General features: G+C 38.8%; 14 protein-coding genes. 7 read left to right on the top strand and 7 right to left on the bottom strand.

Translation table 11 applies throughout. The features are described 5' to 3' along the window. Positions 1-3,414, bottom strand: a 3,414-nt coding sequence (locus ACLI1A_RS18770; RefSeq protein ID WP_411410232.1) for an Eco57I restriction-modification methylase domain-containing protein, incomplete at its 3' end; no start/stop codon positions are given. A gap of 243 nt (positions 3,415-3,657) precedes the next feature. Then, complete coding sequence (locus ACLI1A_RS18765; protein ID WP_411410231.1) at positions 3,658-4,062, bottom strand: helix-turn-helix domain-containing protein; 405 nt, start codon at positions 4,060-4,062, stop codon at positions 3,658-3,660. Between the two features lie 170 nt (positions 4,063-4,232). Between ACLI1A_RS18765 and ACLI1A_RS18760 the strand changes: the two genes are divergently transcribed. The 7 genes from ACLI1A_RS18760 (at position 4,233) to ACLI1A_RS18730 (ending at position 13,900) form a co-directional block, all read left to right on the top strand. Then, positions 4,233-5,906 carry a hypothetical protein gene (locus ACLI1A_RS18760; RefSeq protein ID WP_411410230.1) on the top strand — a complete coding sequence of 558 codons (1,674 nt, stop codon included), beginning with the start codon at positions 4,233-4,235 and terminating at the stop codon, positions 5,904-5,906. Positions 5,907-5,909: 3 nt separating this feature from the next. After that, on the top strand, positions 5,910-6,248 hold the full coding sequence (locus tag ACLI1A_RS18755) for a hypothetical protein (RefSeq protein WP_411410229.1): 339 nt from the start codon (positions 5,910-5,912) through the stop codon (positions 6,246-6,248). Positions 6,249-6,937: 689 nt separating this feature from the next. Further along, complete coding sequence (locus ACLI1A_RS18750) at positions 6,938-8,026, top strand: sensor histidine kinase (RefSeq protein ID WP_411410228.1); 1,089 nt, start codon at positions 6,938-6,940, stop codon at positions 8,024-8,026. After that, positions 8,023-8,715 (top strand): LytR/AlgR family response regulator transcription factor, encoded by a 693-nt coding sequence (locus ACLI1A_RS18745; protein ID WP_411410227.1) that lies wholly within the window; start codon positions 8,023-8,025, stop codon positions 8,713-8,715. Before ACLI1A_RS18750 ends, ACLI1A_RS18745 begins: the two co-directional genes overlap by 4 nt. Positions 8,716-8,840: 125 nt before the next feature. Next, positions 8,841-10,313: a DUF3500 domain-containing protein gene (locus ACLI1A_RS18740; protein ID WP_411410226.1), complete on the top strand. Its 1,473-nt coding sequence runs from the start codon at positions 8,841-8,843 to the stop codon at positions 10,311-10,313. 86 nt (positions 10,314-10,399) lie between these two features. Continuing rightward, a complete protein-coding gene (locus tag ACLI1A_RS18735) occupies positions 10,400-12,616 on the top strand; it encodes a TonB-dependent receptor (RefSeq protein ID WP_411410225.1) in 2,217 nt (738 codons plus the stop codon). A gap of 9 nt (positions 12,617-12,625) precedes the next feature. Further along, positions 12,626-13,900, top strand: coding sequence for a HupE/UreJ family protein (locus ACLI1A_RS18730; RefSeq protein ID WP_411410224.1), 1,275 nt, complete (start codon positions 12,626-12,628; stop codon positions 13,898-13,900). 55 nt (positions 13,901-13,955) lie between these two features. Here the strand turns inward: ACLI1A_RS18730 and ACLI1A_RS18725 are convergent, their stop codons facing one another. From ACLI1A_RS18725 to ACLI1A_RS18705, 5 genes are read right to left on the bottom strand one after another with little or no spacing between them, the layout of a single operon-like run. Beyond that, positions 13,956-15,245 (bottom strand): phenylacetate--CoA ligase family protein, encoded by a 1,290-nt coding sequence (locus tag ACLI1A_RS18725; RefSeq protein WP_411410223.1) that lies wholly within the window; start codon positions 15,243-15,245, stop codon positions 13,956-13,958. A 5-nt stretch (positions 15,246-15,250) separates the two neighbouring features. Then, complete coding sequence (locus tag ACLI1A_RS18720; RefSeq protein ID WP_411410222.1) at positions 15,251-16,909, bottom strand: C45 family autoproteolytic acyltransferase/hydolase; 1,659 nt, start codon at positions 16,907-16,909, stop codon at positions 15,251-15,253. Further along, positions 16,906-18,432: a phytoene desaturase family protein gene (locus tag ACLI1A_RS18715; RefSeq protein WP_411410221.1), complete on the bottom strand. Its 1,527-nt coding sequence runs from the start codon at positions 18,430-18,432 to the stop codon at positions 16,906-16,908. The genes ACLI1A_RS18720 and ACLI1A_RS18715 overlap by 4 nt, the downstream gene beginning before the upstream one ends. Then, the gene (locus ACLI1A_RS18710; protein WP_411410220.1) at positions 18,425-22,123 is read right to left on the bottom strand and encodes an MMPL family transporter; all 3,699 of its coding nucleotides are present in this window, start codon (positions 22,121-22,123) and stop codon (positions 18,425-18,427) included. Before ACLI1A_RS18710 ends, ACLI1A_RS18715 begins: the two co-directional genes overlap by 8 nt. Continuing rightward, positions 22,116-23,297 (bottom strand): DUF2062 domain-containing protein, encoded by a 1,182-nt coding sequence (locus ACLI1A_RS18705; protein WP_411410219.1) that lies wholly within the window; start codon positions 23,295-23,297, stop codon positions 22,116-22,118. Before ACLI1A_RS18705 ends, ACLI1A_RS18710 begins: the two co-directional genes overlap by 8 nt. Positions 23,298-23,392: the final 95 nt, after the last annotated feature.

Here is a 23,392-nt window from a genome sequence, read left to right as displayed (position 1 = left end):
ATTTGAAAAAAGATTAAGATTTTTAGGGTAAATATATCTATACCAATAGCTGTCATTTTTTAATCTCCCTTTTTCCCTATCTCTTAAGATATTTTCACATTCTTTGAGGTAGGCATAAGCAAGTGGAAACTCATTTATTATTTCGTCTTCTTTATATAATTCTGCAGAACCATTAAACAATTTATATGGAAAAACAACAACCCTGTCAGTATGAATATGTTCATAACGATGTACATCTTCTCCTTTTAGTAAAGGCTTAGTAAAGCTAGATTCGAGTTTTACAACAGTATTTAATTGTTTCGAAAAACCAGTAACGTATTTTGAATCAAAGGAGCAATTATATAAAAAGTAAACATCATCTTTACTCGTAGCTAATCCCTGAAAAATTTTTTCAAAAACATCACTCATTCTTCTCGGTTGCAAATTCAATTTATCAATGATATGTGATGTATTCCCGACAGTAAGTGTCCAACTATCTTTATTTAATTTGTCATAAGATATAAATGAGCTATCTGAATTTGATAGCGATTTTAAATATTCGCCTAACTCAATATTTGTTTTGAAATCTTTATCAATCTCAAAATATTGTAAATTCGGAGAGTTCTTTTGAAACCACTGAAGACCTGTATATGTTGATGCATCGAAAGCCTGATAAGCACCAAAATTTATTATTTTATATATTGATTTTGTTTGCGATATAATTTTTCTAAGGCTGGAACCAAATGCGGCGTTAGTCCATTTTACCGGCATAATGTAATTGACAATGCCGTTATGTGTAACTAGCTCCAATCCTTTTTCTACGAAGGGTACATATATGTCAAATGAGCCTGAAGCAGACTTATATACCTTTATATATTCATCGGCAAGTTTTGAATCTATCTCTCTTATTCCTTGTATTCTTATATATGGAGGATTGCCTATTATTGCATCAAAACCAATGTACTCACCATTTTCGTCTAGTACTTCAGGAAATTCAAAACGCCATTCAAAGGCATTTTCATAAATCTTATTATTCTTAATTTCTTCAATGAAATTATCAAGTTTACTAATCTTTTCCGACAGTTCTTTTTTATATTTAATTTCTGCTTTAGTTAAAGTCTTTTCAAACAATTGATTACTATCATATTTTGTAAGATACTCATATTTCAACTTTTGCAAATCCTTGATTTCTTTACTATTCTTGCTTATTTCTGTTCTAAAATTGTTTTTAATTTCTTCGATTAATTCTATTAATCTCTTTTTTTCTTCTTTACTTGTCGCATTTTTATAATCTGCCACTGCATTTTTATAATCTATAACAGAAATTTTACTTTTCTTAAAAGCTGTTTTCAAATCACTTGTTAAATCGAAACGACTAATTAGTGAGTTACCATTTTTTATATTTATATCAATGTTCGGTAATGTTTCAAGCTCTTTGTAATCAGGAGCTTTATAATAAGCATTTTTTAGAAGTTCAATCCATAGCCTTAAACGGCATATTTTTACAGAGTTTGGGTTAATATCTACACCAAATAAACAGTTTTCAATAATAAGCTGTTTCTCGTTAAAAAGCGTCTCCTGTATTCTCCTGCTTTCCTCATTTAATGGATTGTATTTAAAGAAGCTTCCATCGCGATTATCAAAAACCATAAGCTCATCATTTTCGATAATAACAGATGAGTTTTTTAAAAGACGGCCTTCTCTGTCCGCAAGTATTTCAAGTTTGCTTTTTATGCTGATAATTTCATTCAGGGCAGAAACCAAGAAATGCCCGGAGCCTACCGACGGGTCGCAAATCTTAATGCTGTTGATAATATCATTTGCTTCACGAATACCAAACTTCATATTCTGAAGGTCTATAAAACTTTGGCAATCCCAACCTTTTATCTCGTTGAACTTTTGTATTACAGCTTTGCGAATAGTTTCGCGACACATATACATGGTAATAAGGCCGGGCGTAAAGAAAGAGCCATCCTTATAGCCGTTTATTTTTTCAAAAATAAGCCCCAGTACTGAAGCGTTAATCAACGTCTTGTTGTCTTCCTGAATTTCTTCAGAACCTTCACTGGCGAAGTCATAAGCATCAAGAAAAGCAAAAAAGTATTGCAGGGTGTTAAGGCTACCTGTTGACTTTTTCCCGGCCGTATCTTTAATCACTGTGCTGTTTAAAAGCGGCAGTGTCTTGTTGTCTTCTAATTGCGAGATTGGAAACATATCATGTTCCAAATCTGTCATCTCAAAAAGGGAGCTATTAAGGTATGGAACTTTAGCAAAAAGCTGCTGCACATCGCTGTTACGGTTTTCCGTCTTTTTTGCCAATACCTGAAAAAACAGCGTATTGAGGTTGTCATAATCTTTAATTTTGTCGATACTCAAAAAAGAATATGACGAGTCGCCACTATGGTATGATATTAATTGAGCCTCTAAAAGTTTTAAAAACAAAATCCTATTGACCCAGGTAATTGTTAACTCCAAAGCTACACCAAAAAGCCTTTCTTCGAGTGTACTACCATACTGTTTTGGATTTTTTAACCGAGACAACTTATCCATACTATCAAGTTGGATAATGGTATTTTCAATGATAGAACCGTTATTCCTTTGTTCAGGTTTATTCCTTTCTATAATCTTTTTCCCTGCCTCTTTAGTTTCGGTTAAACCTAAAATATGGAGTAGCTCAGTATAAAAATTCTTATCTAAGGTGTTGCTGTCATTAGCAAAAGACAGTTTAAGAAGATGTTCCGGAGAAAGTAATTTATATAAAGAGATTAATTTATTATCGTCCTTTTTGTCAACATTTCGGAGTAGCTTTTCATAGCTATGTATATCAAAGTAGGTGTATTCTATTGTAGCAGTCAATGATGCTATGTAAGGCTCTGCAATCTCTTTGTAAAAGTAATCGGTTTTGTTTCCTGAAGCACGCTTCGTCTCAAAATCATTAAACTGCTTTACGAAAACTTTGTTTTCGGCGAACAGCTTATTAAAAAGATGGGCATCAAATATAAACCACTCGTAAATATTGGTAACTATCAGGTATTTTAATTCAGTATTCTTGTTAGTAATTCGCTCACGTAAATAGTATAGTACAAGTTCTTGCAAAGCTTTACAGTTAAGTTTTTGCTTAGATATCATTTCGCTTCTGTTCGACGGACTTTTGGCTTCTATGATAACTCCCACATGACTTTTTGCATCTTTGCCGTTATGTATTACTAAATCATTCCTACCCTTAGTATTTATAAAGTAAGTAGGGTCATAGTAAGTTTTCTTAAGAAAATCGCTAACCAGATTTTTATGAAACTCCTCAGATTCCTTAATATTAATAGAATCCAAGACACCGATTAAATTATTTTTGAAAGCCTCAATATTAGAACGGTTGGGCTTGATTTTTAAAAATGCTTTATTAAGTGCTTTACGAGGTTCAAGGAGGATAGTGTCCATTACAAATTATAATATTGGTGATTTGAGACGAAAGTTAATATAATTTTAGAATTTTCGTATGGGGAAGTAGAATAAAGTGCGTGAATAATGTTTTGTAATTATTCAGTAGATGTATTTGTATTACAGCCGCCAATGTATATACTCCCTGAAGAGGGATATACATCATTAGATTCGGATTTTATTCCAAGAAATGAACTTCTTAAATTAAGGAGATAGTTTTAGCTTTATGTTTGCTATTAGTGCCTAAGATTTATTCATAAGCCTTTCCATATAAGCAACTTTATCTTTCTCTGCTTGTAAAAGTCTTTCGTAAAGTTCAACGATTTTTTCAACCGTATTAAAAGTGGGTTGATAGTTTAACGAGCTAGCTATCAATGTTGAAGTATCGCTGCTTGTATTGTGGTAGGTATTAGATATAATATTAAATACTGCTTCCTCTGAAAACTGTTTAATACCTTCAGCTGTTACTCCCAAAGCCTTTGCTATTTCTTCAAGTTTAGCATCTTCAACTGTTTCACTATTTTCAATATTAGAAACCGCCTGCTGGCTTATACCCAATGCTTGGGCTAATGCTTCCTGTTTCATGTCGCGCAATTCACGGATGCGGCTTATTTTTCTTCCTATGTGGTTTTTAGTTGCTGTGCTCATAACTCAAAGGTATTCAAAATTCTGTAAGAAATATTCAGTTGGTAAAACACAAACCGTAACTGGTATTATACAAACCGCTGTGGTTCGGTACGCTACCATGAGGTAGTTACTTGCTGTGTATAAGCAAAAATAAGCTTTTTCACTGATGTTTCACGGCAAAAACGGAGTTTATGAAGTACGAAATTAAAATCCCGCAGGCCTTCTCCAATCACGATGAACTGGCAGAGGCCGTAAACCATTTGGTTAGTTTCCTGCACATCGATGCAGTCTATGTTTCGCCACTTGAACACAAAACACTGGTCTCAATTATCATGAGCGATAATAATGCCCAGGATGACGATGCTTTACATGACAGTAAACTGGCAGACGACCACCCCAATATTGTGTTTAAGTATTTCAGTGGTCATTGGGTAGAACATGCTTATAAAAAAGGATTTCCCTATTTCATTATGCATTGCAATGCGGAGAACCTTGTGTACTGCCAGCCCGAAGCAAAAGTTTTCCACCCTGTAAAGCTAAGGACAAAGTACTATAGTTACCGACTTAGAAAACGTACCGGCGAAATGATTTACGCCATTGATGCGTACCTGCGTTTGTACAGCGATTATATGCAGAACGAAAGCCTCCTTGAAGCTGCCTATGCACTGCATCAGGGTTTGCGATTTATATACATGATGATAGCGGAACTGCATGGTGAAGGGCTAAAAGGTGGACAGGATTTATTTGGTCAGTACAGATGGATTATGGATTTTGCACCTTCGCTTGATGAGATTATCAATCCAAATGCAGATGAGGGTAAAAGTTTGTTAGAATTCCTGAATAGCACACGAAACGCTATCATGTCCAAAACAGAATTAGAAGTAAATATTGATACGTTAAAAGAAGCTAACAAAAAGGTGCGTCAGTTTTATGGAGAGGCGCGGAGCCTTTACAATAAGCTGTATGTGGATTACAAAGCAAAACTCAAAACGTTACATCAACCTGAAACGGCTGGGCTTAGCATCCTTGAACAGAAATTACCGGAAGATTATTTCGCGGGCCAAGTACTACACCAAATAAACGGAATTATCACAGATTATATCAAGACAAGGGCGGTCTTCTGCTTTGGCTACAAACTGTTTAATACTGAAATTAAAAAAACGAAGTCGAATTACTTTAACCCCGGATATCACTTTTACGTGTTAGTCTACTCGCTTGAACCAAAGGATAACCACGCTGCAATGATTGAAGCCAAAGTAAGGGATGCTTTTGGTAAAAAGCACAAGGTAACGGTACTGCTGCACCGTAAACAGTCAATGGCTAAAAAGCGTGATAACGACCGATGGTTTTTTAACAAACTTACGGTTAATGGTTTTCAGGTGGGGAGTAACCTAAACATTACCGACCTGCCCTTTGAAAGGGATTTGGAGTATTCGGTTAACTACTGGCGTAACCGTGCACTGCTGGCAGAAAGCCATTTTAATACGGCTAAATCAATTACCAATCCCCATGATGCACTTCTGAAAAACACACTGCTGCATCAGGCTATTGTAAACAGCTGCTTAGGGTTCATAGAGCTGTTCCTTAGCTACAGGCCAAACCGTATGAATATAGGGCATCTGTTTGCACTGCTGCAATTCATTACCGGTAAGGATTTCTTATTGTATTTCCGTCAGGAAGATGATAATGCGCTATACCTGTTGCTATCAGCTAATCCTGACATGATACGCTACAAAGTAGTAAATCAGTACGCTATTGAGGACAGTAATGAACTGGAATTGCGATGCAAGGATTGTTTTTTGGAAATAAAACAACTGGCTTTCGCCAAACTTGATGCACTCTATAAATCACATTTAATTTTATAAGCTATGGAAAACGATAAAGTCAACGAAGCGATAGACTTCGCGGAAAAAATAAAAAACGCCAGCCAGTTCAATGTTTTTAATGAACGCTTCCGCAGGGAAGGTTTTGGCGTGGAACTAAGTTTCTCAGGATACAATGATCTTCTTTTGACTATTATGGATATTATGAAGGTCTGTATGGCGGCACTTGAAGCCCAAGAGGATATTTTGCCCTCATCAATGTCGGTATCGCATACTAATATCTCGTGCGTGCTGGGCCTCGCGTATCAACTGATTCCAATGGAGGAGTCAATCATTCTGGACGAGTGTTACGCATTGCATCAGAAGCTGAAGCAAGAAGCATAATATTATGTAGTGTTTAATCCTTTATAAAAATCATTTTTAATTTAGTACAACTTAGTTAAATGGCAATTAAAGAAACTTATATGGACTTAATAATCGGAAATGAAGATTTCATAAATAAGAGAAGAATGAAAAAGAATCTCTTCTAGAAGAATGACGAAGAAAAGGAGACATGGCGACAGTAATTTGCCGAAAATACTAGGCGCACCTTGTTTGTGAAAGGGCAACCATTAGTTTACAGCAAGGATGGCGTTATAGTATCAGAATATGAGGACGGTAGGGTGATTAATGTATGAGTATAGAGCAACATGAAAAATTACAAAATTAAGGCATGTCTCGAATTAAGGAAAAATTTCCATTTAATGCTTTATTTTATGGTAAAAAGGCCTATATTTGCACCCGTTACCGAATTGCTTAAATGTGAGCAAAACGGTGAGCGGATTGCAAAAGGGATTATCAAATATTTGATATTAAGATATTTGCGGAGAGTAGGCATCGTCCTGCCACCCCGACCGAGAGTAAAAATCCGAACAGAAATGTTCGGATTTTTTGTTTTATTACATCTCGCCCTAAAGAAAACACTTTAAGCAATTACCCAACCTTATTAATTAGCGGGGTATTTTTCATCGCTAAAAACATAAAAAACATCGCAACAATTTCCCTGATTCATTTAGTATAGTGATATTTGATATATGGGATTAAACAAAAAAAACAGGAGCATCGTATTGCAGGGGCTTGCATTCCTTGCATTTGCCATGCAACCCATAATACTCCCCTCTCAAATGCCCGGTGGCAATGGTATTTTTCATTCGCCAATGACACTGGTTAACATATTTTCTAACATACTTCTTTTTTGTTTTTTTTATTTCAATTATTACTACCTCATCCCTAAGCTGTATTACTCAAAAAAGTACTTTGTTTATGCAGCAGCCATAGCAACGAGCCTAATTATAATTATAGCAGCTCCACATTTTATTCTGAAACAGCTACTACCCAAAAATGTAGACTTCCGCCCACCCCCTCCGCCTCCGGGACCAGGTGCTATGCACTTTCATGATAAGCCGGGATATGCAAATTCATTTTACCGTTTTCAGGAATTTTTCTCTGATTACGACCAGGTTTTTTTCATGTTTGTGGTTATTGTAAGTGTCTCACTCTTCTTATGGGTACGTAGCAGATGGTTCCATACAGAAAAAGCGCGCCACGAAGCCGAGATTGCCTATCTGATCTCGCAAATGAACCCACACTTTCTTTTTAATGCCCTTAATAGTATTTACACCCTTACTGTAACAGAAAAAGCAGACAGGTCGTCTGAAAGTATGCTTAAACTTTCAGATATTATGCGGTATATGGTAGTAGAATCTGGTAATGAAAGTGTACCGTTAGAAAAAGAAGTTGCATATATTTCTGATTATATAGAACTACAAAAACTCAGGCTGGATCCCGGTGTAAACTTGGAGTTTAATGTAACCGGGAGCTTGAGCGGCAAACGCATAGCCCCACTGCTGCTTATACCATTTATAGAGAATGCTTTTAAATATGGGGTAAACCCTGATGAAGATTCAGAAATTTTGATTGATATAGTTACTGATGCAGATGCTGTACAATTACAGGTAAAAAACAGAAAAATGTCTGTTATAAACAACGGGCTTATAAACTCGGGCATCGGTATAAGTAACACCCGCAACCGCCTTAACCTTATGTATCCGCAAAAACACCTTCTTCTTATAGAAGATACCCCGGAGTTTTTTAGCATAACTCTTACAATTTATTTCAGATGATACACGCAATAGCCATTGACGACGAACCCCTCCCACTGGAGCTTATTAAGCAGTATTGCGCAAGGATTGATTTTATATCCCTGGATAAATCGTTTACCAAGGTTAGTGCTGCGCGGGAATATCTTGCAGAGAATGAGGTAGACCTTTTATTTCTTGATATACAAATGCCGGCCGTTACCGGAATAGAGTTTTACAAATCACTGCGCCAAAACACCATGGTTATATTTACGACCGCCTTTAGCGAATACGCCATAGACGGGTTTAACCTTAATGCGGTAGACTATTTACTAAAACCTTTTTCGTTTAAGCGATTTATGGAAGCAGTAACTAAAGCTCGTTCTTTTCATGATTTCCTTAAATACAAAACCGCGCTGGACAGGCAATATATTTATGTTAAGTCAGACTATAGCATTGTTCAGATTGATATAAATGAAATACTACTGTTAGAATCATTTGCTGATTACCTGGACATCCATTTACAGAAAGACAAAAAAGTAAGGATACGCATGCCTTTAAAAAACATTATGGAAAAACTGCCTGCAGATAAATTTGTACGCGTACATCGTTCTTACATTGTACCGCTGCAACATATTGAAAAAGTACGCAAAAAAACAATATTTGTAGCCGGACGCGAAATACCCATTACAGCAAGCTATGAAGAGGATTTTTTTAACCGGTTTTCGCAATAAGGCAACATAACTGTTATTTTCATCGCATAAAAGCAGCTATTCATCTTGCATTTATAGAACGAATGATAATGTTTGTAAATTAGTATACTGTAATACATACTATTAACTACAAAACTAAAAGTTCTATGAAGGAAAGGTTACAAAATTTATCATTAGGCATATCGGGCTCCCAGTACAGACTGGAGTTAGCACTTGCCGGACTGGCATCGGGATTATTGCTTTTTATGTTTTCGCATGAAATAAAAACCGTGCTTAGCAGTAACACATGGTCGTCTCTTCTTAACAGCCCGGGAAAAAAAAGTAATTTTGCTGCGGTAGCTGCCAAAAAAAACACTAACGAAGCTTTTGATGTATCTTCATTAGTTACTGCCGCCCTGGCATTTAAAGCGACACTTACTACCACACAACAAAGTACACTACAGCAAACCTATACTACAACCCTTGCCCGTAAGTGGAGTAACCTTCCTTGTGGCTCTACTTGCCGTAACGGTATACAGTTTGGCAACCTTACCGATACCCAGCTGGAAGCAGCATTAAGCGTAATACAACTGGCACTTGGGTCGGGCACCAATAATGGATATGATGAATTTTTAAGCATAAGGCTTGCCGAAGACTGGCTGGGCGACAATGGCGGTGGCAGCGGCTATAGCTCTGACCTGAGATGGATAGCTTTTTTAAATACCCCGTCTGAAACAGGAGCCTGGATGTTGCAGTTTGGCGGACACCACTATGCTGCCAATATTGCCTTTAATAACGGGCATGTAATAGGTGCCACACCATTTTTTGTGGCTCTTGAACCTACAACTTTCACCCTAAATGGCACCAGTTATGCACCTATGGAAGATGAAAAGACAGCCTTACGAAATATGCTGGCTTCGCTTACTTCAGCAGAGTTTACAACGGCAAAACTGTCTACAACCTTTAGCGACTGTTTAATGAGCCCGGGCGAAAGCAACGGTAATACTAATACCTTCCCTACTACTAAGCAGGGTGTAAAGTGTAGTAACCTTACAGACACTCAAAAAGACCTTGTAATTACAGCCATAGAAACGTATGTAAACGATATGGATGCTGCCACTGCTGCTGTTATAATGGAAAAATACACTAACGAAATTGACGATACTTACATAGCATTTACAGGAAGTGCTACTGCCGGGAGCGCCAGCACATTTTTAGCTTCAAATTCTAATTATGTACGTATAGACGGTCCTTCTGTATGGATAGAATTTGCGTGCCAAAACGGTGTTGTAGTTCAAAACCAGATACACTACCACTCGGTATGGAGAGACCATGACAGCGATTATGGCGTAGACCTTACCGGAGACCCTATAGATGAGTCTACAGCAAGTGTAAATACCCTTGGTAAAAATCAACTAAAGCTATACCCTAACCCGGCTACTGATATGCTTTATGTAGATATGCCAAGTGCTGTTACAAACGCCAGCGTATCGGTTATAGATATTTCAGGCAAGAAAATATTAAACAAAACAGCATCAGGATCTAAAATTGAAATTGATGTACGCCAACTTGCAAAAGGCACCTATGTATTAAGAATATCTGAAAATGGCAAAATATACAATGCCAAATTCATAAAGTAAATAGTTTTTATTGCTATTATTATTGCTACTGCCGGGCATCGGAACTAAGCTTCAGGTGCCCGGCCTTTTTTTAAGTACTCTACCCTATGAAAATAATTGTAAATCTATTTACATTATTAGTTGTTACTTATTTAACACCCGCTTACACCCAGGAAGTATTTAAAGGGAACCTTACTAATGAAAACGGTACTCCCTTGGAAAACGTCCTGATACAAAACCTGCGAAATCGTGCACACGCTCACAGCGACAAAGAAGGCAACTTTACCCTTGAAAATACAATAGTTAATGACACGTTGAAAATAACCTACCCGGAATATGAGGTTTTGTACCATAAGGTTGAAAACAATACACCTGCCATTATAATACTATTTTGTAAGACATTTAAATTAGAAGAGGTTTCTATTTCAGGAGGCCTAAAACAATTAAACACGCTTTCTAAAATAGACCTTGAAATACAGCCCGTTTCCTCCTCTCAGGAACTATTGCGAAAAGTTCCTGGGTTGTTTATAGGCCAGCATGCAGGAGGTGGTAAGGCCGAGCAAATTTTCCTGCGCGGTTTTGATATTGATCATGGTACCGATATTAATATATCGGTTGACGGCATGCCTGTAAACATGGTATCCCACGCACATGGGCAGGGCTATGCCGACCTCCACTTTCTGATACCCGAGACAATTGAAGAAATAGATTTTGATAAAGGCCCTTATTTTGCCGAAAAAGGAGACCTTACCACCGCAGGGTATGTAGCATTTAAAACAAAAGATAAACTAAACAATAGCTCCGCATCAGCTGAAATGGGGCAGTACAATACCTTCAGGGTATTAAGTATGTTTAATCTCCTGAATACCAAAAATCAGAATGCTTATTTTACAGGAGAATATCTTATGACAGATAACTATTTTGATGCACCGCAAAATTTTTCGAGAATAAACCTTTTTGGTAAATACAGTGCTACATTATCTACTCAAGATAAAATCAGTATTTCGGCATCGCATTTTAAAAGCCTTTGGGATGCCAGCGGCCAAATACCGGAAAGAGCTGTAAACGAAGGGCTTATTTCATTTTATGGGGCTATAGACCCCACAGAAGGAGGAAACACCTCTCGTTCTAACTTTAATGTTCAGCACAGCAACCAGACTTCAGAAAATTCGTACATTAAAAACTCATTGTACGTAAGCCATTATGATTTCGAGTTGTTTTCTAATTTTACCTTTTTCTTAGAAGATCCCATAAATGGTGACCAGATACGGCAAAAAGAGAAAAGGCTTATTTATGGTATACAGTCTGAATATAACGAAAATGTAAACAACAGTTTTAGTTATAAGACCGGAGCGGGCTTTCGTAATGACAATACTCATGGCACTGAACTCTCGCATACTGTAAACAGAAATACCGTGCTTGAACACCTTAGCTTGGGAGATATTACACAAAACAACCTTTTTGCCTATACCAGCGCTGATTACAAGATAGACCAATTACTTATTAATTTGGGATTAAGGGTAGATTATTTTAAATTTGATTATGTAGATAAACTGTTACCAACATATGTTAACAATACACAATCTAAAGGTATTGTTAGCCCTAAGGTCAACTTTTTATACACAGTAAACCATAACCTTAACCTGTTCTTAAAAATGGGTAAAGGTTTTCATAGCAATGATACCCGCGCAGTAGTAGCACAACAGGGCAAAGAAATACTCCCTGCTGCCTACGGAACCGACTTAGGAATGACATGGAAACCTATTGCAAGGATGTTTGTAAACGCCGCACTCTGGTATTTGTATCTTGAGCAGGAGTTTGTATATGTAGGCGATGCCGCTATAGTGGAGCACGGTGGTAAAACAGCACGGAAAGGCATTGACATTGGAGCCAGATACCAGATAACCGACTGGTTATTTTTTAATACCGATGCTACTTACACGCATGCCCGATCTATAGATGAGGAGAACGGCGCAGATTATATTCCGCTGGCACCGGTGTTTACATTAACCGGAGGATTAAGTATTAAAAACCTCAAAGGCTTTTCCGGCAGCCTTAGGGCGAGGCATCTGGGCGATCGTCCTGCAAATGAAACAAATACAGTAAAGGCTACAGGATATACTGTTACCGACTTGTCTTTAAGTTACCAAATAAAGAAATGCTCATTAGGAGTAAACATCGACAACATTTTTAATGTGCGCTGGAAAGAAACCCAATTTCTTACCGAAAGCAGATTAGCAAACGAGTCTGCACCGGTAGATGAAATACATTTTACTGCGGGGACTCCCTTTAACGCTCGTTTTATATTTAAATACCGTTTTTAAGCTAAGACCATGAAAAGATTTCTTACTATAGTTTTCATATTTGCCTCTACCATAGTTATGGCTCACCCTATGCCAAACAGCATTATAGAACTTTCTGTGGCTGGAAACGAAATAATGGGCGTAGCCAAAATGCCAGTTTCAGAGCTTGAAAGCGCTATAATGCCTCAACACGGCAAAATTAATGACAAAGCATTTTTAAAGGAATACTTTGCCCAACACATTGTTGCCCAAACCTGGCAAAAGATGTGGAGGGTTCATATAAACGATATTACCTTCAGAGAAAGTACGGATGCTTTTGTAGGGAAATATAAGGAAGTAGCGGTACAGTTTGTACTTACACCACCAAAGGGTACTAACACTCGAAATTTTACATTAAAATATAACGCAATAGTACACCAGGTGGTAACCCACAAAGTACTGGTATTCCTTAAACAGGACTGGCAAAACGGCGTGTATAATGAAGATGCCGAAAAAACACAAACCGATGAAAACCTGATAGGCTCTATACAAACCGATATACCTACAGGAAAAGTGCGACCTCTTGAAGTTAGCCTTAAAGAAGGTAGTAACACAGAGGGCTTTAAGACCATGATAAAACTGGGCATGCACCATATATCTGAAGGTACAGACCATCTTTTATTCCTGTTAGTGTTATTGCTTACAGCACCGCTTACCATAGTCGGTAAAAAATGGGGACAAAACAAAGGCTTTAAACAAAGCCTGAAAAAAATACTTACAATAACGTTTGCATTTACCATAGGGCATTCCATAACGCTTGCCCTGGCCACACTTGGGTGGGTAAAGCTGCCTTCGGGTCCTATAGAAATTATTATTGCTTTTTCTATACTGGTTACGGCAGTGCATGCTATAAAGCCTTTGTTTCCACACCGCGAAAGCCTTGTAACAGGTAGCTTCGGATTAATTCACGGCCTGGCTTTTGCAACCATTTTAACCGGATTCAATTTAACAGGGAAACCGCTTTTACTAAGCCTCGTAGGGTTTAACCTGGGTATCGAGCTGATGCAGCTTATTGTAATTGTTATAACTGTTCCGTGGCTAATTATATTGAGCAGGTATAATGTTTATAAATATATCCGTATTACGGGTGCAGTATTTGCTTTAATGGCAGCCTCAGCATGGATGACTGAGCGTATTAGCGGAAATTCAAATCTTATAACGCACTATCTAAACCTTCTACCACATTACGGAAAATATGGGGTACTGATTCTTGTAATAATAACAGTAATAGTACGTTTCAGAAAAACTCAGCCCTTTAAAGTTTAATACTTAAAGGGCTGAGTCTATATTTTCTAAGAGATACAAACACACATTTATAAAACTAAATTCGGTTATCTATAAAGTTTACCGGTTTGCGGCTCATGGGGTTAAACATAACCGCATGAAGTTCCTGTATGCTTACAAAAACAATTTTGGGCGTTACCCTTAGCTTTGCCCTAAAGTGGTCTTTAATCTCTGTAAGAAGCTCTTCTGTGGCGTTATTAGCGGCAACTTTAATCAATATTTCATCTGTACCAAGGCTGTTTGTAGAAATCTCTATAATGTGGCTTTGTATATCGCTAAATGATTGTAGCAAATCTATCATTGCCGGCGGATACAGTGTAGTACCCTTATATTTTATCATTTGTTGCTTACGCCCTATAACCGGACCTATACGCATTGTGGTACGTCCGCAGCCACAAGGCTCATGGTGTAGCTGTACTATGTCTCCTGTTTTAAAACGCACCAGCGGCATACCTTCTATACCCAGAGTGGTTACTGTGAGTTCTCCGCTGTCACCGTCAGCAACGGGCTTATCATTGGCATCAAGTACCTCGGCTATTATCAGTTCAGGGTGATGGTGCCCACCTTTAAAATGCCCGCATTCTGCAAAGGCAGTACTCATCTCGGTCGACGCATAGGTGCTGTATAGCTTAATGTCCCACTTTGAGTTAATTTTTTTTGCCAATATATTCGGTTCAAAATCCTGTGTACGCAATGGTTCGCCTATACATATAGCCCCCTTAATACCGCTTGCATTATAATCTATTCCGTGACTTTCGGCATACTCTATCAACTTCAGTAAAAAAGAAGGCACGGTAATAAGGTAAGCAGGCTTGTATTTTAAGATTGAATCCCATTGCAACTCCGGCACACCTGCCCCTACCCTTATAATACCGGCCTTTAGCTTTCGGATACCTAAGAAATAAGCCAGTCCGGCCATAAAGCGCCTGTCTATGGTAGTCATCAGTTGTACTACATCGCCTTCTTTTATCCCGGAACAGGCAAATGAAATGGCTTCGTTATACGCCAGCCTGTCAAGGTCTTTATCGGTAATACCAAAGGTAACCGGCTTACCCGATGTACCCGATGTGGTAGCATAGTCTACAATAGCCGATTTTGATACACATAAAAAATCATCATTAAACTCTTGTAAGTGTTCCTTAGTAGTAACCGGTATTTTTTGCAGGTCGTTTATTGTTTTAATGGTAGCAATATCTATCCCCTCTTTTTCAAACAGTCTTTTATAAAAAGGGGAGTTTTCAGCAACATAACTAAGGGCTTCAGCCAGTTTTTGTTCCTGGAAAGCTTGTATCTCCTCCTGGGGTGCTGTTTCTATTAAAGGAATCATATTGATTATAGTTTCTTATTAGTCTTTTTAAGGTAGGTCTCGGTTTGTTCTTTGTCCGGAAGTGTAGTAATTTCCTTGGTTAGGGCTTTTTCAAACTCCACTTTTGCAGCTGCGTAGCATCCGCGGTTGTAATAATACACACCCGCTTTATAGTAAACAAACCATAGGTCAGGGTTCAGCCGTTGATAATCTTCAATAAACCCGGGGCCTAAAACCTCGTGGTTACTAATGGCTTTATCCATAAGCCTGTCCTGTACCCTGTATTTTTCATAGTCTTTAAATGCCTGCGAATGCACAAACGGATCTTCGGGTATTAAAAGCGAATCTACCGCTACCGAAGCGGTAACATGGCCTCCCTTAAACACATCATCAAGGTCGTAAGCCACATAAGCACCAAGCTGGTACGGATTAGCCGACACCCACACCTGCTTTTGTTCCGGCTTAAAAATAACCGAGTGGTGCGCCAGCAACTGGTTTATGGCTTTTTCATTTCCGTAGCCCAGAGACAGGTTATTTAAGCCACCGGTATTTCTCATTATAGCCGCTGCCTTCACCGGATCTATTTTCCCGTTTTGCAGTAAAAGCTGCTGCATACGCTCGTATCGGTATTGCGAGTGGCTGTTTACAATGGCGTAATTGTTATTGTCATCATCCTTATAGGTATCACTCTGAAAATGGTTAGAGCAAATTAACTCCGAACTGTTTGGCACTTCATACACACCCAGCTTTTTTGGCGAAACCTCAATCAGTACCGCTTTATGGTCTTTGGCACTGCCCACCATTATGCTTTCGCTTACAAACACTTCACGTTGTTTTGCTATGGCTACAGCCTCATCAATTGTAGATGCATACTGTAATATTTCTCGTGCCAGCAGTGATATAGGCGTTTTTGCTATTAACGGAATGTCTGACTTACCGGAGTTTAGTGTTACCGTAAGCCCTTCTGCATTCATACCCGACAGGGCACCTATCATCCCACCCCAGGTAACCGACATAAAAGGATGTCCTTTTTCCGGCTTAACAAAAGATACTATCTTATTTTTGGCAAACTCGTCGCCGGCGTAGAAATCCAGGTTTCGGGCAATAAGCAACGATCCATCGGATGTATTCTCGTCCCACGCAGCAAACGAAGTACACCCTACCAACGCAAGGTCGTTAAGGGCGTGGCCTATATCATGCGCAGCATGAAGGTACAAACTTCTTAAATAAGGCGGCGCCACATAATTATAATCGTCAGAGAGGTACTGAGACATGCCGTAAATCTCAGTCTTGTATTCCTCGCTAACATTTAGGTATACCTTACGATTGTACCACTTTAAAAACTGCCTTAAAAGCTGTTGCTTAAATTTAGATGGAATAATTTCTTTAATCTTGTTCAAAAAATACTCCTCCTGGTGTGCAATAAGCTCCTGAGATAAAGCACCGGTAATAAGCCCCTGTTGCAGGGGATCGCCTTCCACGTACATTTCCCAAAGGCCATATTTGTTTTGTAACAAGAAATTATTGCCGTAGGTAGTTACGCCATCTTTCTTCACAAGTACAGGTACCGCATGGTTATACTCGGCTATATTGGGCCTGTTGTGCACAGAATTGTATGTACCGCAAGAAACCAGCTGCATCAGCAGCAATGGCACTATCAGTATATACAAAATCCGTTTAATCATTTTAGGTTAAGCTCGTTGTTTATTTTATTTACAAGATATTCTTTGCCCAGTATTTCAGAGCAGGTTACTACCGCACCAATAGTTACACCAAGTACACCGTGCATGTTAATGCTTTGCCCGGTAAGGTATAGGTTATCCAGCTTGGTTTTAGGAGCCAGGTAGGTTTTCATAGGGCTGTTAGAATCCTTCACGTAGCCGTAAAGATTACCGTTTTGCCCGCCTATATAATCCCTGTAAGAAAGCGGTGTAGACGTATATACCGATTTAATACAATCGCGTATACCCGGAAACTTCATCTCCAGTTTTTGCAGGAATTTTTCGGTTTTCTCCTGCTTAAACTTTTCATAATCCTCTCCCCTATCCGATTTCTCAGCAGTGGTATTATGGGTATGCTCCCAGCGCTTAACATCGTTAAAATCCATAAAGGTTATGGCTGTCATGCTCTCTGCCCATTCATCTTGTTTAGACGTAACGTTCATAGAAGCCATGTAACCTTCGGGCCATGATTCAGGGGTACACTCCATGGTTTTCCAAACGCGTGAACTATCATCAAAATGGTAGTAGTTGTAGTTCATGTATTTAAAAGACTGCGGTTTAAAAAGTATGTAAAGGCTAAATGCCGAACCTACATTCTCCAGGTTTTGTACCCTATTAAAAAACGACTTCCTGAACATGTGTTCGCCTACCATTTTCAATGTGGTTTTAGGTTCAATATTCGAAATGAACATATCACCAAAAACCTCCTCGCCTGTTTTTATTTTAGCGGATACAATCCGGTTTTCTTCTGTGGTAAAGCTTACAACCTCTTTGTATTTATAGGTTTCACCACCGTATTTCTTTAGTTGCTTTATAAGCTGTTTGGTAATATTACTGCCACCGTTTATACAACGCCATGCACTTTGCATATAAGAGTTAACAGACAATGCATGTACGTAAAAAGGCGATTTATCCTCTATACCTGCATATAAAAAGTTTGAGCCGGCAAGTACCGCCCTTAGTTTCGGGTTTTGGGTAAGCCCGTCAAAATATTCTTTGGCATTTTCTGAAAGTAGTGCCGAATCATAACCGTCGCTTTCCCTTTTTAGGTTGTACAACGGAAAGGCATTGCAGGTATCTATAAGCTTACGGCAATATTCCTTAAGGTTTTCTTCCTCCTCCGGAAAATATTTTACCAGCTGTTTTACAAAGTTTTCGTATCCCTGCGCATGTGGATATTCTATTTCGTCGTCTCCAAACGAAATTACATCATAGGCGTCCTCATCCATTTTCATGAGTTTAAGGTCGTCCATGATGCCTATGTATTTAAAATAATTGTACAGGTTTTGCCCCTCGGCAAGCCCGCCAATATAGTGGATACCGGTATCAAAAATAGTTTTTTCGCGGGAAAAGGTTTGCAGGTTGCCGCCAAACTGGTTGTTTTTTTCAAGCACGCAAACACTGTAGCCTTCTTTTGCAAGGATAATAGACGATACCAAACCGCCCAGGCCGCTGCCCACTATTACAACATCATACTTTTTATTCACTTTGCTCTTTCTTCTTTAACACTACAAAAGTACCGCCTTGTGCCAGGGTTTCAAAACCGGCAATACCGGCGTTACCTAATTGTTTCACTAAAATTACATGCTGTGCTTTTTGCAGCATGCCCTCATTAATTATATCCTCAGATGTATCTGCGATAACTACACTATACTCTGCAGCCACAGCTTCATCTATAGTATCAGGATACTTTATAGCCCTGTTTTTGTTTATATAATTGGTTCCGGCTATATCTCTTTTTTCTTCGTCGGCAATGTAGTTCACAATTTTTCGCTGCGATTGCTGCAACGCAAGCAATACCGCCGTTTCGCCATGATCTTCGGTTAACAAAAGTACACTGGCGGTAGTGCCAATATAGTTATTAATATCATGATAAACACTTAAACAGCTGTTAAGATGTTTTTTTACTTCCAGAACTATATCGTACTCCTTATAGGCCAGGCTGTGCATTATTTTATTCTTAAAATAATCAGCACCTTCTATTTCGGTACGCAGGTGCGCAAACTCACTCCTGAAGTAAGCTGCCACCTTTTTTGTACGTTCACTGTAACCCGTACCGTAAGCGGCATCTGTTGGCGTAATCCTGTCTAGTATTTTAAGCGTTATGCTACCGTCGTTTATAATAAAATCGCCCTTTGGCAGCACCTCGCTGTTACCATGTATAAGTACCGGAACAATATCCAGGTTAAAATGCTCTGCCAGATAAAAGGTACCTTTATGGAAACGGTTTATATGATTCGTCTTACTACGCGTACCCTCAGGGAAGATAGCCAGGGAGTATCCTTCCTCTACTTTCTTACGAAGATGCTCTACCCCACCTTCAAGTCCTTTTGAAACCGGATAGAAGCCAGCAAGGCGCACACCGATACCAAATACAGGCGAGTTGTACACCCAGTCGCTTACCAGATAAATTATCTTAGGGCTTAGCATACCTACTGCCAGTATATCTAAAAACGAGGTGTGGTTAGCTATAATAACCGCCGGTTTATTAAAATCTTCGTGGTGCGGGTTAAGTACTGTTTTCTTTACAAACGGATTTAGGTAAAGCACTGATTTCATAAACTTAGAAAGTATGTACCTGAACACTTTTACCTTGGCCTGTTTCTTAGCCGGGAATATCGCCACGAGTACAAAACTTGTAATCGAAAGCAGGAAACCGCCCAGTCCATAATAAATAAAACATAGTGACGAATGAACCAGCGTGCGCATCTCAAACGGTGCACGGCCACTTTTTACCCTTTGTGTAAAGAAGAACCTGAATAATATTGGATAAAATATAAATGTAATTATAAGTGCAGCAAACACCCCGATAAGCGATACTGATGATATCGATTTTAAAGCAGGGTGCCCGGCAAAGACCAATGCCCCGATACCTAACACCGTTGTAAGCACCGCAAGTAATATAGAGGTACGATAAGTAGCCATTTCGTTACGGCCTGTGGTATATTCTTTTTGTAGCGCACTGGTCATGAAAATACTAAAATCTACTCCATGCCCAAACACCAGTGTACATACTATGGTACTGAATATATTCAGCCTTATATCAAACATTCCCATAATACCCGTAGTTACAAACCCGGTAATGAATATAGGAATACAGCTTATAATTACTAATTCTATCCTCCTGAAAAAGAAGAAGAGGATAATAACCATAGCTACCACCGAATAGTTTATAAGCGACGAAAAATCGTCTTTAAGGCCACCTAAAAATGTTTCGTTCATTTGCTGGCGGTCTATTACCATTATCTTGGGTTCCTTCTCAAGATTAGCCGCCATGGCATCGCGCTGTTCTTTACTCACTTTTACAACTGTGGCTATGGTAAAAAATCCTTCCTTTTCCGCCACAAATTCATTTAACGGCAACGCCTTCAGGCTAAGATATTGTTTAAGGCTGATAGTTTTATATTCTTTATCCAGCATTTCAAAAAACTGCCCATAGGTTGTAGGCTTAAAGCCCAGCTTAGCACCCTCTGCTATCAGTGCGGCTTTTAGATTTGCTTTTCGTTGCGGCGTCCAGAATTTGTTCCAGCGGTCTATTTTTTGCTGTTGCACCTCGACAGGCAACACTATACTACCAATAGAATTATAACTCAAAAGGTTGTTACCGTCTTTATAAGCACCAAGCTTTTGGCTCAACAGCGTATTGTTTTTCAGTACCTCTTCCGCCGAATTTCCATAGGCCGCTACGTACAAGGATTTTGAGGTAAGGCTTGTGGCACTTTCAAGTTTCTTTTCTGCCGCTTTTATATCATCGGGCACAAAGTTAAGCTGCGATATATCCTTATCGTAAACTACTTTATTAACCGTAAAGAAGCTGGCTATAATAATTATTACGCTGCCTACTATGAGCAACTTACTATTATGGAATGAAAAACCCGCCATACGATCCAGTATGGTGGTTTTGTGCGTTGTAGGTGCTATGCCGCCTATAGCCTCAAGATTCGGTTTATATAAATGCGGGATAATTAGCAATGAAAATACAGCACTGATCATTACACTGGTCGCGGCAAAAATACCAAGATCCTGTAGCGCTCCTGAGTTTACAAACAACAGGCATAAAAACGCAAGTGCTGTAGTAGAGCTACTCATAATAACCGGCTTGGCTATATCACGGTACAGTACCTTTATGTCGCTATTGTGCTTGTAGTGCGTAAGTATGTGTAGGGCGTAGTCTATAGTAACACCCAGCAGAATAGAACCGATACTTAATGATATGGCCGATATAGTCCCTCGTAAAACATAAAGCAACCCTACCGCAAACAACACCCCAAATACCGTAGGGATTAAGATAATAAACGGTATTAAGAACTTCCTGTAATACACGATAAGTATAAGCATAAGCAGTGTAAGTGCCACAATTGTGGTTAGTCGCACATCCTGCTTTATTTGCTTGGCATTGGCTACTGCTATGTTTGTAGCACCGAAATACTCTACGGTTGCCTTGTTTTTAAACTCAGCATTAAGACTAGCCTTTATAGAATCGAGCTTATCTACAAAAAGGGTATTCTTCTCGGTTTCGTTACCCGGAAGTTTCGGACTAATGAATAACAACAACTTCTGTTTGTCTTTTGTAATTACATAGCCATCCTGAAGGCCAAAATCGTCGCCCATACCCAGCTGTTGCAGCTTTTTTAGGCCAATAAACGAAATGCCCAACGGGTCTTTTAAAATAAAGTTCTTTGTAACCAGCCCCGATGGCGAAATAATAGACCTGTAATTGCTGTTTACAACCCCGGCTATACTATCGTTACTTAATTTATTTTCAATTTGTTTATAATCAGCTTCATCTAAAAAAAGTGGTGCATTGTTATACACAAAGTCAAAGGTTTCCTGTATGGCTTCATCATCTACCTTGCCTTGTAAACCGTTAATGTATTTGCTACAACTGTTTTGCAGGCTATCGTTAAAAGCATTGGCTACAGCAGTAAGCTCCTGCGGGTCTACACCTTTTTTGGCACTTATTATTACCGTTATTTTATCGGCAAAGTTCAGCTGGCGCAATACTTTTGTTGCCTCGTCTGATCGTTCGCTTTTTGGTATAAGCCTGGTAATGTCTTCCTCAAAAGATATTTTCGAAGCAAAAAAACCAAAGAAAACCAATATGGCCAAAGCCATAGCTACAGACAAAGCACGGTTTCTGTTTACAAAAAAGTGTATGGCTATAAAAAACTTATGCATTTTTGTGGACTTTATTTTTGCCGGCAGCTAATAATATAAAGTAAGCGCCGGTACCGGCAACTACCGCCATTAACAGCGCAAGCACTATACTGCCTGCAAGATACTGCACTAAATTTTGATTAATGGCTTTAAAAGACATTTCGGTGGGTAAAATGTCGTTTCCGGGTACTAGTAAATTACCTACCTTAAGAGATGCCAGTATTATAAAAGGGATAAACGGCGGTATGCTTACATTACTGAAAGCAAAGGCTATCAACTTATTAAGCCTTAAAAGATACGCCAGAAAAAGCACGGTAACCGTTTGAAAACCCCACAACGGAGCTATGCCTATAAACACTCCAAGCGCTATAGACAATGCTTTTTTTTGCGGACTGTCGTCGTTATGCAGTACATTTTCAATTAAAAATCGCTTAACGCTTTTTTTTTTAAAGCTGTAGATAAAGTTTCGCGGCTTAATGTATAACAGGCTTATGGTAACCAAAACCGTGTTTAAAACACTTATACGCGAAAAATCAGTGAACGGCCTGAAATGCGAAACGCGCTCTGTAGGGTCGTACAATACCTTTACCGGAACGTTTTTTACAGGTATACCCTTCCAGGCAGAACGGACGATAACCTCTATTTCAAATTCGAATTTTGTAGTAAAATATTTTTTCGGGATACTTTTTATGGGATACAACCTGTAACCAGACTGTGTATCTTCCAGCTTTATACTGGTTTCAAACCAAAACCAGAAGTTAGAAAACTTGTTCCCAAAGCTGCTTTTTTTTGGCACACCTTCCTGCCCCATATTACGGCTCCCTATAAGCAAAGCATCGCCATTAGCTTCAATTTCCTGTAAAAAAACAAACATATCATCCGGAAAATGCTGACCATCTGAATCTATGGTAATGGCATAGTCATACCCTTTATTCCGTGCCGCGATAAAGCCCGCACGCAAAGCAGCTCCTTTACCCCTGTTTTTCTCAAAACCAACAACCTCTACCCCGCTGTATTGCTCCAGTATTTGCGGAGTACTATCTGTAGCACCATCATTAACTATGATTAAATCAGAGGTATAAAAAAGCACACCATCAATAACCCTTTTCAGGGTTTTGCTGTTATTATACGTAGGTATTATAACACAGTAATTTAACCGGCTAATAGTAGTATTATGCTGCGGAGGGTTGCTCATTTACAAAATCGTGGTTGAAATTTTGCCAAAGATACTTTTTTTAATCTTTGTACCAAAACTGTACACAAACAGAAAATTGTAAGTGTTTTTAACAC

The organism is Flavobacterium sp. RHBU_3, assembly GCF_046613565.1.
GTDB lineage: Bacteria > Bacteroidota > Bacteroidia > Flavobacteriales > Flavobacteriaceae > Flavobacterium.
This window is presented reverse-complemented; position numbering and strand designations above follow the sequence as displayed.